At 71.9% G+C, this 12,558-nt stretch carries 10 protein-coding genes; 9 read left to right on the top strand and 1 reads right to left on the bottom strand.

All coding sequences use genetic code 11. The features are described from left to right. The first annotated feature begins 156 nt into the window (after positions 1-156). The 4 genes from ASC58_RS05685 to galK are packed head-to-tail and all read left to right on the top strand — an operon-like array spanning position 157 to position 5,233. The gene (locus ASC58_RS05685; protein WP_056916730.1) at positions 157-2,145 is read left to right on the top strand and encodes a beta-galactosidase; all 1,989 of its coding nucleotides are present in this window, start codon (positions 157-159) and stop codon (positions 2,143-2,145) included. Then, positions 2,146-2,958 (top strand): DeoR/GlpR family DNA-binding transcription regulator, encoded by an 813-nt coding sequence (locus ASC58_RS05680; protein WP_056916729.1) that lies wholly within the window; start codon positions 2,146-2,148, stop codon positions 2,956-2,958. Next, a complete protein-coding gene (gene galT, locus ASC58_RS05675) occupies positions 2,955-4,070 on the top strand; it encodes a galactose-1-phosphate uridylyltransferase (protein WP_200947743.1) in 1,116 nt (371 codons plus the stop codon). The genes ASC58_RS05680 and galT overlap by 4 nt, the downstream gene beginning before the upstream one ends. Beyond that, positions 4,067-5,233, top strand: coding sequence for a galactokinase (galK, locus tag ASC58_RS05670; RefSeq protein WP_056918640.1), 1,167 nt, complete (start codon positions 4,067-4,069; stop codon positions 5,231-5,233). The genes galT and galK overlap by 4 nt, the downstream gene beginning before the upstream one ends. A gap of 195 nt (positions 5,234-5,428) precedes the next feature. Here galK and ASC58_RS05665 read toward each other — a convergent pair whose 3' ends face one another. After that, on the bottom strand, positions 5,429-6,232 hold the full coding sequence (locus ASC58_RS05665; RefSeq protein ID WP_056918639.1) for an exodeoxyribonuclease III: 804 nt from the start codon (positions 6,230-6,232) through the stop codon (positions 5,429-5,431). 73 nt (positions 6,233-6,305) lie between these two features. Here ASC58_RS05665 and ASC58_RS05660 point away from each other — a divergent pair, with 73 nt between their 5' ends. From ASC58_RS05660 to ASC58_RS05640, 5 genes are all read left to right on the top strand, one after another. Next, entirely contained in the window at positions 6,306-7,844 is a 1,539-nt protein-coding gene (locus tag ASC58_RS05660; RefSeq protein WP_082552996.1) for a S10 family peptidase, read from the top strand. A 7-nt stretch (positions 7,845-7,851) separates the two neighbouring features. Next, positions 7,852-8,646: a hypothetical protein gene (locus ASC58_RS05655; protein WP_056918638.1), complete on the top strand. Its 795-nt coding sequence runs from the start codon at positions 7,852-7,854 to the stop codon at positions 8,644-8,646. Beyond that, a complete protein-coding gene (locus tag ASC58_RS05650) occupies positions 8,643-8,927 on the top strand; it encodes a PqqD family protein (protein WP_056916725.1) in 285 nt (94 codons plus the stop codon). Before ASC58_RS05655 ends, ASC58_RS05650 begins: the two co-directional genes overlap by 4 nt. A 449-nt stretch (positions 8,928-9,376) precedes the next feature. After that, complete coding sequence (aqpZ, locus tag ASC58_RS05645; RefSeq protein ID WP_056916724.1) at positions 9,377-10,168, top strand: aquaporin Z; 792 nt, start codon at positions 9,377-9,379, stop codon at positions 10,166-10,168. A 124-nt stretch (positions 10,169-10,292) separates the two neighbouring features. Next, positions 10,293-12,509, top strand: coding sequence for an NADP-dependent isocitrate dehydrogenase (locus tag ASC58_RS05640; protein WP_056918637.1), 2,217 nt, complete (start codon positions 10,293-10,295; stop codon positions 12,507-12,509). Positions 12,510-12,558 lie beyond the last annotated feature (49 nt).

The following is a 12,558-nucleotide window of genomic DNA, read 5'->3' as shown; positions in this document are numbered from 1 at the left end:
ACGCCATACAGGCAGGACACAGGCTGTTGATCGAGGCGCCGGCTTCCCAGCCCACCCGGCGGAAGGGGCCACGGTCCGGAGGTCCTCCACACGAGGCTGCAGCCATCTGTTGGTTTTTGTTGACATCTTCATCAAACCGGCGCAACACTGTCCGCCATGCGTTCATGGCCGAACCGTCGGATCGCCCTGGGTGGCGACTACAACCCCGAGCAGTGGCCGCGCGAGGTCTGGTCCGAGGACATGGAGCTCATGCGCGAGGCCGGGGTCTCCTTCGTCACCCTGGGGGTCTTCTCCTGGTCGTGGCTCGAGCCGGCGAAGGGCGAGTACGACTTCGCCTGGCTGGACGACATCATGGAGCTGCTCCACGCGAACGACATCGCGGTGGACCTCGCGACGGCGACGGCGACCCCTCCTCCGTGGCTGTCCGCCGCGCACCCGGAGATCCTGCCCGTCGACCACGAGGGGCACACCCTGTGGCCGGGCAGCCGCCAGGCCTGGTGCCCGAGCTCGCCCGTCTACCGCGACTACGCCCTCGCCCTCACGACTCAGCTGGCCCAGCGGTACCACGACCACCCCGCCCTGGCCATGTGGCACGTCTCGAACGAGTACGCCTGCCACAACATCCCCTGCTACTGCGACACGTGCGCGGCCGGTTTCCGCGTCTGGCTGGGTCGCCGCCACGAGACGCTGGAGCGACTCAACGACGCCTGGGGAACGGCCTTCTGGAGCCAGCGCTACACCGACTGGGAGCAGGTCCTCCCCCCGCGGCTGACCACGACGTTCGCCAACCCCACGCACGTGCTCGACTACAAGCGGTTCCAGTCCGACACGCTGCTGGACTTCTTCCGCAGCGAGAAGGCCATCCTCGAGGACCTGTCGCCCGGCATCCCCGTGACGACGAACTTCATGACGCTCGCGCACTTCGACCACCTCGACTACCACCAGTGGGCCGCCGAGCAGGACGTCGTCAGCACCGACCACTACGTGGTCGCGGCCCTCGAGCACCCGCAGGCCGAGCTGGCCTTCAGCGGTGACATCACCCGTGGCCTGGCCGGTGGCCGGCCGTGGCTGCTGATGGAGCACTCGACGAGCGCCGTGAACTGGCAGCCCGTCAACCCGGCGAAGCTCCCCGGCGGCACGCTGCGTGACAGCCTCGCCCACGTCGCCCGTGGCGCCGACACCCTCGGCTTCTTCCAGTGGCGTCAGTCGCTGTCCGGCTCGGAGAAGTTCCACTCCGCCCTCGTCCCCCACGCCGGCCGCGACAGCGCGCGCTTCCGCGAGGTCGTGGAGCTCGGTCAGGTCGCCGAGCGGCTCGGCGAGCTGCTCGGCTCCCGGGTCGAGGCGGACGTCGCCATCCTCTGGGACTACCAGGCCCAGTGGGCCGCCCACGGTCCGGCGATGCCGTCCAGCGAGCTGAGGTACCCCACGACCGCCCACGCGGTGCACCGCGTGCTGCGCGACCGCGGCATCACCGCGGACGTGGTGCACCCGAGCGCCGACCTCACGGCATACAAGGTCGTCGTCGTCCCGACGCTCTACCTCGTCACGGACGAGCACGCGGCAGCGGTCGCGGCGGCCGCGGAGGCCGGCGCGCAGGTCCTCGTCACGTTCTTCTCCGGCATCAGTGACAGCGACGACCACGTCCGCCTCGGGGGCTACCCGGGGGCGTTCCGCGACCTGCTCGGGGTCCGCGTCGAGGAGTTCTTCCCGCTCCTGGCGGACCAGCAGAGCATGCTCGAGGGCGGGGGCACCGGCACCCTGTGGAGCGAGGACGTCACGGCCGTCGACGCCGAGGTCCTCGACCGGTATGCCGCAGGTCCCCTCACGGGTCGGCCCGCCGTGACCCGGCGCCGCACGGGGACGGGCGCGGCGTGGTACCTCAGCACCCTCCTCGACGACGACGCGCTCGGCAGCCTCCTCGACCGCCTCACCGAGGCCGGCGGGGTCGCTCCCGCGGCAACGGTGCCGCCCGGTGTCGAGGCCGTCCGACGTCGTGGCGAGAATGGCTCCTGGCTATTCCTCGTCAACGACACGACGACCGACCAGCAGGTTCCCGTGACCGGGCACGACCTGGTCGCGGACCGCCCCTTCACCCCCGGGACCCCGCTCGCGGCGGGCGCCGTCGCCGTCATCAGGGAGGCCTAGTTGCTCGCCAGCCAGCGTCGCGCCACCATCCTCGGCCTCGTCGAGGACAACGGTGCGGTGCGCGTGTCCGAGCTCGTCGACCAGCTCGGCGTCTCGGACATGACGGTGCGGCGCGACATCGAGCAGCTGGCCACGGAGGGACTCGTCGAGCGCGTGCACGGTGGCGCACTCGCGGTCGGGAGCAGGAGCAGCGAGGAGCCGGGCTTCACCGCGAAGTCCGCCCTCATGCAGTCGCAGAAGAACGCCATCGCCCAGGCCGCCGCCCAGCTCGTCGAGCCGGGCGCCGCCATCGGCATCTCGGCCGGCACGACGACCTACGAGTTCGCCCGTGCCGTGCGCTCCGTCCCCGACCTCACCGTCGTCACCAACTCGGTGCCGGTCGCCCAGCTGCTGCACGAGTCCGGGACCCCCGGGCAGACGGTCGTCCTGACCGGTGGTGTCCGCACCCCCTCGGACGCGCTGGTCGGGCCGGTCGCGGTCGCGGCGCTGCGCATGCTGCACGTCGACCGGTTGTTCCTCGGTGTGCACGGCATGGACGCCCGGGCCGGCCTGACCACCCCCAACCTCGTCGAGGCGGAGACCAACCAGGCGCTGGTCCAGACCGCGCGCCAGGTGTGCGTCCTCGCCGACCACACCAAGTGGGGCACGGTCGGGCTCAGCACGATCATCCCGTTGTCGTCGGTCGACCTCCTGGTCACCGATGCAGGTCTCGGCCAACGGGCCCGCACCGCCGTGAGCGAAGCCGGGGTCGAGGTGGTGCTCGCCACCCCCGGCGTCGTCCGCACGGCCCGCACGAGCAGGAGCCACGCATGACGGTGCGGCGCACGAGCCGGCGGCTGGCCGACGGACGCGAGATCATCTACTTCGACGACTCCCCCGACGCGCCCGAGCGCACCGCCGAGGACACCCGCCCCCTCGGGGACCGGGCCGCCTCGGGCGAGATCCGCTACGACGCCCTCGTCGGCGACTGGGTGGCGGTGGCAGGCCACCGCAGCAACCGCACCTTCCTGCCCCCGAAGGACGAGTGCCCCCTGTGCCCCACCGGCACGGGCAGCGTGCCGTCGGAGGTGCCCGAGGCGGCCTACGACGTCGTGGTCTTCGAGAACCGCTTCCCCAGCTACGCCCCCGTCTCGGCGCACTCCCACGCGGAGCAGGAGGACGGCGACCTCATCCAGAGCAGGCCGGCCCTCGGCCGGTGCGAGGTCGTCTGCTTCACGAGCGACCACGAGTCCACGTTCGCCGACCTGACCCCCGAGCGTGCGCGCACGGTCGTCGACGCGTGGGCCGACCGCACCGCGGAGCTCGGCGCCGTGGCCGAGGTGGAGCAGGTGTTCTGCTTCGAGAACCGCGGGCAGGAGATCGGTGTCACCCTGCACCACCCGCACGGCCAGATCTACGCCTACCCCTACCTGCCCGAGCGCAGCAGGACGATCCTCGAGCAGGCCACCGCGCACCACGCCCGCACCGGCCGGCTCCTCGGGGCCGACATCCTCGCGGCGGAGCTGCACGCCAAGGAGCGCGTAGTCATCGACACCGAGCACTGGGCGGCCTACGTCCCCTACGCCGCCCGCTGGCCGGTCGAGGTGCACCTGGCCCCCCACCGCGACGTGCCCGACCTCGCATCGCTGACCGACGACGAGCGCGACGACCTCGCCCGCGTCTACCTCGACCTGCTGCGCCGCCTCGACCGGTACTACGTCGCCAAGGACGGCGCGCCGATCCGGCTGCCGTACATCGCCGGCTGGCACCAGGCGCCGGCCAAGCAGGGGCGGGACGTCTCGCGCCTGCACCTCCAGGTGATGTCGGTCCTGCGCTCGCCCAAGAAGCTCAAGTACCTCGCCGGTTCCGAGTCCGGCGTCGGTGGCTGGGTGAACGACGTGCCACCGGAGCGCATCGCGGCGCGTCTGCGCGAGGTCGCCCCGTGACGGGGCCGGACACCGCGGCCCGCCTGTTCCGCGACACCTTCGGCGAGGAGCCGGACGGTGTCTGGTCGGCGCCCGGACGCGTCAACCTCATCGGCGAGCACACCGACTACAACGGTGGCCTGTGCATGCCCATCGCCCTCCCCCACCGGACGTATGCCGCGCTGCGGCGCCGCGACGACCGCCACCTGCGGATCGTCTCGGCCCAGGGCGACGGCGTGGTGGAGCTCGACCTGGACGACGTCGGCCCCGGCAGCCCGCAGGGGTGGGCGGCGTACGTCGCCGGCGTCCCGTGGTCCCTTGAGCGGGCCGGCCACCCGGTGGGTGGGTTCGACGTGGCAGTGGAGGGCCGCGTGCCCCTCGGCGCCGGGCTGTCCAGCTCGGCAGCGCTCGAGTGCGCGGTCGCGGCAGCCCTGAGCGACGTGTTCGACCTCGTCCTGCTCGACTCTCCCGCCGGTCGCGTCGACCTCGCCGCCGTCTGCGTGGAGGCCGAGAACACCGTGGCCAAGGCGCCGACCGGCGGCATGGACCAGTCGGCCTCGCTCCTCGCCCAGCAAGGGCACGCGCTGCTGCTCGACTGCCGTGACTTCTCGACCGAGCAGGTGCCGTTCGACCTCGCCGCGCACGACCTGGCCCTGCTCGTCGTCGACACCCGTGCCGTCCACGAGCTGGTCGACGGGCAGTACGCCGAGCGTCGCGACTCGTGCGAGCAGGCGGCCCGCGAGCTGGGGGTCGAGACCCTGCGCGACGTCGACGTCGCAGACCTCGATGCGGCCCTGGAGCGCCTCTCCTCCGACCTGCTGCGTCGTCGCGCGCGGCACATCGTCACCGAGATCGCCCGGGTGGAGCAGGCGCGGGAGGCGCTGCGCGCTGACGACTTCGCCCGCCTCGGCGAGCTCTTCCTCGCCTCGCACGACTCCATGCGCGACGACTTCGAGATCTCCGTCGACGAGCTCGACACCGCCGTCACGTCGGCCACGTCGGCCGGCGCCCTGGGCGCCCGGATGACCGGCGGCGGGTTCGGCGGGTCCGCGATCGCCCTGGTGCGCCGCGAGTCCGCCGACGAGGTCCGGGCGACCGTGGAGAAGTCGTTCGCCGACAAGGGGTTCCGGGCCCCGGAGTGCTTCGTCGTGTCCGCTGCCGGCCCGGCCGGGCGCGACCTCTAGACGGCGGGTCGCGTCCGACTGCCCCTGGCTCGGACGCGACCTGCTCCCCATCACGGCCATGTGCGCCGGATCCGTCACGAATCGCCCCTGCCCGACGAGGACCGGGGCGATTCGTGCAGCAAACGGCACCGATCGCCCCGCCGCCGCTCGCGCCGAACGCCCGCGCCGTCCGGCGGCCGCGGCCGGGGCCTGCCGTCAGCCGAGGTCGTAGTCGACGGTGACGGCCGCGTGGTCGGACCAGCGCTGGTCGTAGGACGGCGCGCGCCCGACGGTGGCCCGCACCGCCCATCGGGCGAGGGGACGGCTCGCCAGCTGGTAGTCGATGCGCCACCCCGAGTCGTTGTCGAACGCCTTCCCCCGCCAGGACCACCAGGTGTACGGACCGGGCCCCGGCCCGTGCAGGTCGCGATGGACGTCGGCCCACGCCCCGTCCGCGAACCAGTCGTCGAGGTGGGCCCGCTCCTGCGGAAGGAAGCCCGACTTCGTGAGGTTGCCCTTCCAGTTCTTGAGGTCGTGCTCGTGGTGGGCGACGTTGAGGTCGCCGGTCACCACGGCGAGCCGGCCGGCGGCGGACCACTCGCGCAGACGCGACCCCATGGCGTCGAGGAAGCGCAGCTTCTCCGCCTGGCGCTCGGTGCCCGCCTCACCGGTGTGGACGTACGTCGACGCCACCGTCACCGTCCCGGACGGCGTGGCGAGGTCCACCTCGACCCAACGGCCGGCCCCGTCGAACTCCGCGGCGCCGACCGTCGTCGACACCCGCGCCTGCGGTTCCCGGCTGAGGACGGCCACCCCGGCGCGTCCCTTGGCGGCAGCCTCCGTGTGGGCAACGTGCCAGTCGCCGAAGCCACCTTCGGCCAGGCACTGCGCGAGCTGGTCGTCGCTCGCCCGGACCTCCTGGAGGCACAGGACGTCCGCCTCCTGCTCCGCCAGCCACGCCACACCCCCGCGCCGGGCGGCGGCCCGAATGCCGTTGACGTTGGCCGTGATCAGACGCATCCAGCCATTCTGCCGACTGCCTCACACCTGGATTCGACCGCCCCCGGCCCGTCCCCACGCATAGGGTGACGCCATGGCCGACGAGTCCGCATCCACGACCAGCACGACCCCGCACACGCCCGAACCGGGCGAGACGGTGACGACGTCCACGGACACCACGACCGTGACGACCGCCCCGGCACCGCCCAAGGACGACCTGGTCGAGACCCAGCACACCCTCGTGATCGGGCGCCGTCGCCTGCGCTACACCGCGACCACGGGTCGGGTGGTGCTGCGTGAGGAGGTCTTCGAGGACCACGTCTTCAAGGGCCACCACGCCAAGGCGGAGCTGAGCATCACGTCATACGTGGTGGACACCCCGGGGACCACCCAGCGACCGGTGACGTTCGCCTTCAACGGCGGCCCGGGCTCGGCCTCGGTCTGGCTGCACCTCGGGCTGCTCGGGCCGCGGCGGGTCGACTCCGGCGACGCCCTCGCCCTCACCCCGCCGCCGTACGGCCTGCTCGACAACCCGCAGTCGCTGCTGGCGGTGTCGGACCTCGTCTTCATCGACCCGGTCTCCACCGGCTACTCGCGCGCGGTCGAGGGCGGCAAGGCGAACGACTACCACGGCTTCACCGCCGACATCGAGAGCGTCGGCGAGCTGATCCGGCTGTGGACGACCCGCCACAACCGTTGGCTGTCACCGAAGTTCATCGCCGGCGAGTCCTACGGCACGGTCCGTGCGGCGGCCCTGGCGGAGCACCTGCAGACGCGCCACGGCCTCTACCTCAACGGGCTCATGCTCATCAGCTCGGTGCTCGACCTCGCCACCGTGGACTTCGAGTTCAGCAACGACCGCGCCCACGTCGACTACCTCCCGACCTACGCCGCGACCGCGCACTTCCACGGCAAGCACGGACGCAAGTCGCTTCAGACCGTGCTCGCGGAGGCGGAGGAGTATGCCGCCCGCGACTACCCGTGGGCGCTGTCCCGTGGCTCCCGGCTGACCTCGGAGGAACGGGCCGAGCACGTCACCCGGCTCGCCGCGCTGACCGGCCTCTCCGAGGCGTACGTCGACAGGGCGGACCTGCGGATCGAGCACGTGCGGTTCTTCACCGAGCTGCTGCGCGACCAGCAGCTCTCCGTCGGGAGGCTCGACAGCCGGTTCACCGGCCCGCTGGCCGCGGGCAACGCGGAGACGTGGGACGCCGACCCCTCCATGGACGCGATCCTCGGGCCCTACGCGTCGGCATGGAACCACTACGTCCGCGACGAGCTGGGCTACAGCAGCGACCTCCCCTACACGGTGCTCTCGCCACTGGCCTCGAAGGACTGGTCCTACAAGGAGTTCGAGGGCAAGCCGGTCGACGTCAGCGCCCAGCTGGCGCGCGCGATGCGGGCCAACCCGCACCTCAAGGTGCACGTGGCCTACGGGTACTTCGACGGAGCCACGCCCTACTACGGCGCCCAGGACGTCGTCGCGCACCTGCAGGTCCCCGCCTCGCTCCACGACAACCTCGAGCACGCCTACTACGAGGCCGGTCACATGATGTACGTCCACGAGCCGTCCCGGCTGCAGCAGAGCGCGGACCTCGCGGACTTCGTCACCAGGGCCAGCGGTCGGTCCTAGCGTCGGCGTGTCCCTCACCGTCCTGGCCCTCGGTGTCGGCGTCACCGTCGACGTGGGCGGCGACCGGGCCCAGGAGCTGCACGCAGCCCTCGCCGGACGATGGGCACCCTGCGTCGCTCCCCCCGGGACCGACGTCGTGGCGCGGGTCGGGGCGGTGCTCGACAGCGACCCTGCCGTCGGTGCGGCCGCCGAGGCTGACGGGCTCGCGAGCCGACCGCGCCTGGACGACCTGCTGCAGGTCATCACCCGTGAGGTGACGGTCGCCGCCATCGACGCCATGGGCGGGGACCACGTGCTGCTGCACGCTGCCTGCCTCGCCGACAGGGACACCGGCCGCGCGACGGCGTTGGTAGCCTCCGGGGGGACGGGCAAGACCACCCTCGCCCGGACGCTCGGACCGGGCCGCTGGTACGTCACCGACGAGACCGTCGCCGTGCGGTCGGACGGCACCGTGGTGCCCTACCCCAAGCCGTTGTCGCTGCGACGGTCCCCCGCGAGCGACCACAAGGACGAGACCTCACCACGGTCGCTGGGGCTCGACCCCGCCCCTGCCGCCGCTCGGCTCCCGCTGGCCCAGGTCCTCCTGCTCGAGCGGGAGGACGGTCCGCCCGGCCACCTCCACGTGTCACCGCTGGGGACCCTGGACGCCATCGACGCCTTGGTCCCCCACACCTCGCACCTCCTCGACCTCGACGAACCACTGCACCGGCTGGCCGCCCTGCTCGAACGCATCGGCGGGGCCGCGCGGGTGAGCTACTCGGAGGCGGCCGACCTCGCACCCCTCCTGGAGGCTGCGACGTGAGCGGCGGCCCACGCCATACCGGGGTCCGCGTCCGGGCCGTCCCGCCGAGGGAGCGGCTCGACCGCGACGGTGAGGCGATCGCGCTGGTCGGCACCTCGGTGCTGCGGCTCTCGGCCGTCGCCGTCGCCGTCCTCGACGGGTGCGCCGACACGTGGACCGACCCGGCAGAGCTCTCGGCGATGCTCCGCGCGCGGTTCGGGGCCCCCGACGGCGACGCCGACGTGGCCCTGCGGTCGCTGGTGGAGACGCTGGCCGGAGCAGGCCTGCTGGAGCTGGCGTGACGGCTCGTCGCCCGGTGGGTCCGCCCAGGACGCGGCCTGCCGCACGCCGGGTGGAACCCGTCGTGCCGACACCCCCGGCCGTCGCCTGAGCTGGCCCCCCGACCGTCCTCAGCCGCCCCCAGCGGCCGAGGACGGTCGTCCAGTGCGGAGTCCTCGACAACTTGCGATCCCGAGCCCCTGCGGCCCGCTCTGCACACCTGAAACGTAAAGGAACGACAGGTTTTGCACCAGTGTTTGGTCAAGTCGGGTGGTGCGCGTTTCCCGGGTCGTGAGCATTGCCGCTTTCGTGCAGTCGAACGGCTGAGTCCCACCTCGTCCGAACGGATGAGAACACGTCCATCCCGCCGCCCCACCGCCCACGGACGGGTCTTGCCCCGGTTGCCCGGTGCCTCCACCATGGAACGACCCGGGGGGCCTCCGACGCACCCCCATGCACCCAGGAGCGTCCGATGCGCACTCCCCCACTCCCGTCCCGGCTCGGCGCCGAGGCGCTCGGCACCTTCTGGCTCGTCTTCGGGGGCTGTGGCAGTGCCGTCTTCGCGGCGAAGTACCTGGCCCCCGACGTCCCGTCCGGCCAGTCGGTGCAGCTCGGCATCGGCTTCCTCGGCGTGGCCCTGGCGTTCGGGCTCACCGTGATGACGATGGCGTATGCCGTCGGGCACGTGTCCGGCGCGCACTTCAACCCCGCGGTGACCATCGGCGTCGCCGTGGCCAAGCGGTTCCCCTGGGCCGAGGTGCCGGCCTACGTCGTGGCCCAGGTGGTGGGCGGCCTGCTCGCCGGGCTGGCCCTGTGGGGCGTCGCGCGGGGCTCGGCAGGGTTCAAGGTCACCGGCAACCTGGCCGCCAACGGTTATGGCGACCACTCCCCGGGCGGGTACACCCTCGTCGCGGTCCTCGTCGCCGAGGCCATCCTCACCGCGTTCTTCCTCTACATCATCCTCGGAGCCACCGACGAGCGGGCGCCCGTCGGGTTCGCGCCCATCGCCATCGGCCTGGGCCTGACGCTGATCCACCTCATCTCCATCCCGATCAGCAACACTTCGGTGAACCCCGCCCGCTCCACCGCCGTGGCCTTCTTCAACGGCAACGGCGCGCCCGGACAGCTCTGGGCGTTCTGGGTCGCGCCCATCGTCGGCGCCGCGATCGCCGGGGCGACCTACCACCTCGTCACCGGCATCGACCGTCGCGACGAGGACATCACCGGCATGGTGGAGCCCGAGGACGCCCCCTCGCCCACCTGATCCCGACGCAGCCGTCCCGAGACGGCCACGGCCCACCCCATCGGGTCCTGGACGGTTCGATAGCCTGAGCAACGCTGCGCACGAACGCTGCGAGCACGACGAGCCCAGGGAGAGAGCCGCCGACATGGCCAAGATCATCTACACCCTCACCGACGAGGCGCCGATGCTGGCGACCTACTCCTTCCTGCCGGTGATCGAGGCCTTCGCGTCCACCGCGGGCGTCGACGTCGAGACCCGTGACATCTCCCTGTCGGGGCGCATCATCGCGGCCTTCGACGACCTCCTCCCCGAGGACCAGCGCATCGGCGACGCCCTCGGCGAGCTCGGGCAGCTCGCGACCACGCCCGAGGCCAACATCATCAAGCTCCCCAACATCTCGGCCTCCCTGCCGCAGCTCAAGGCAGCCATCGCCGAGCTCCGGTCGCAGGGCTACGACCTCCCCGCCTACCCCGACGAGCCGAGCAACGACGCGGAGAAGGACGCCCGTGCGCGGTACGACGGCGTCAAGGGCAGCGCAGTCAACCCCGTCCTGCGCGAGGGCAACTCCGACCGCCGGGCGCCTGCCGCCGTGAAGAACTACGCGCGCAAGCACCCGCACTCCATGGGCGCCTGGAGCCCCGACTCGCGCACCTCGGTGGCCACCATGGGCTCCGACGACTTCCGGTCCAACGAGCAGTCGGTCGTCCTCCCCACCGCTGACACCCTGACCATCCAGCTGGTCACCGACGCCGGCACCACGGTCCTCAAGGAGGGCCTGAAGGTCCTCGAGGGCGAGGTCGTCGACGCCACGGTGCTGAGCGCCGCCGCCCTCGACGCGTTCCTCACCGAGCAGATCGCCAGGGCCAAGGCTGACGGCGTGCTCTTCTCCGTGCACCTCAAGGCCACGATGATGAAGGTCTCCGACCCGATCATCTTCGGCCACGTCGTGCGGGCGTTCCTCCCGGACGTCTTCTCCCGGTATGGCGCCGAGCTCGCCGCTGCGGGCCTGTCCGCGAACAACGGCCTCGGCTCGATCCTCGACGGGCTCGACGCCCTCCCCGAGGGCACCCGCGACGAGGTCCGTGCGGCGATCCAGCAGGGTCTCGCCGACGGCCCGAAGCTCGCGATGGTCAACTCCGACAAGGGGATCACGAACCTCCACGTCCCGAGCGACGTCATCGTGGACGCCTCGATGCCGGCCATGATCCGCACCTCCGGCCACATGTGGGGCCCGGACGGCGAGGAGGCCGACACCCTCGCCGTCATCCCCGACAGCTCCTACGCCGGCGTCTACCAGGCCGTCATCGACGACTGCCGCGAGCACGGCGCCTACGACCCCACGACGATGGGCTCGGTCCCCAACGTCGGCCTGATGGCGCAGAAGGCCGAGGAGTACGGCAGCCACGACAAGACGTTCGAGATCGCCGAGGCGGGCACCGTCCAGGTCGTCGACAGCTCCGGCGAGGTGCTGATGTCGCACGACGTGCAGCCCGGTGACATCTGGCGCGCCTGCCAGACCAAGGACGCCCCGATCCGCGACTGGGTCAAGCTCGCCGTCACTCGTGCCCGCGCCTCGAAGACCCCCGCGGTCTTCTGGCTCGACGCGACCCGTGCGCACGACCGCAACCTCATCGCGAAGGTCGAGGCCTACCTGCCCGAGCACGACACCGACGGGCTCGACCTCCAGGTGCTCTCGCCGGTCGAGGCGGCCAAGTTCTCCGTCGAGCGCATCCGCAAGGGCGAGGACACCATCTCCGTCACCGGGAACGTGCTGCGTGACTACAACACCGACCTCTTCCCGATCCTCGAGCTCGGTACCAGCGCCAAGATGCTCTCGGTGGTGCCGCTGATGAACGGTGGCGGCCTCTTCGAGACCGGCGCCGGTGGCTCCGCCCCGAAGCACGTGCAGCAGCTGCTCCAGGAGAACTACCTGCGCTGGGACAGCCTCGGCGAGTTCCTGGCCCTGGCCGAGAGCCTGCGCCACATGGCCACGACGACCGACAACGCGCGCGCCGCGCTGCTGGGCGAGGCGCTCGACAAGGCGACCGAGCGGCTGCTCAACGAGAACAAGGGCCCGGCCCGCAAGGTCGGCCAGATCGACAACCGCGGCAGCCACTTCTACCTCGCGCTGTTCTGGGCGAACGAGCTCGCGCAGCAGACCGAGGACGCCGCGCTGGCCGAGGCGTTCGGCCAGGTCTCCAAGACCCTCACCGAGCAGGAGGACGCCATCAACGCCGAGCTGCTCGCCGTCCAGGGCCACCCCGCGGACATCGGTGGCTACTACCGCCCGGACGAGGCCAAGGCGTCGGCCGTCATGCGCCCGAGCGCCACGTTCAACGAGGCGCTCGCCGCCCTGCGCTGAGCCACAAGGGCTGACGGGCCCGAGAGGTCGGTGCCGCAGGGATTCCCTT

It is taken from the genome of Phycicoccus sp. Root101 (assembly GCF_001426245.1).
Taxonomy (GTDB): Bacteria; Actinomycetota; Actinomycetes; order Actinomycetales; family Dermatophilaceae; genus Pedococcus.
This window is presented reverse-complemented; position numbering and strand designations above follow the sequence as displayed.